General features: G+C 61.6%; 1 protein-coding gene. It reads left to right on the top strand.

Features of this window, described 5'->3' with window-relative positions:
• Positions 1–271 (top strand): hypothetical protein (locus tag ACPYOM_RS22535; protein WP_481347670.1); only part of this gene is annotated, 271 nt, incomplete at both ends.

The following is a 271-nucleotide window of genomic DNA, read 5'->3' on the forward strand; positions in this document are numbered from 1 at the left end:
GTGCAGCACTTGGTCGATCAATACGCCAGCGAATTGCAGGCGCTGATCGAACACTGCTGCACGCTACCCATTGCGCAAGCGACGCCTTCGGACTTCCCGCTGGCTCGGGTGACTCAGGCGCAACTGGATGCGCTGCCGGTGCCGGCCGGTCAGCTCGATGATGTCTACCCACTGTCGCCGATGCAGCAGGGCTTGCTGTTCCACACCCTCTACGAGCAAGCGGCGGGGGAATACATCAACCAGTTGCGCGTGGATGTGCAAGGTCTTGACC

The sequence above is a fragment of the Monashia sp. HAY1-2A genome, from assembly GCF_056755315.1.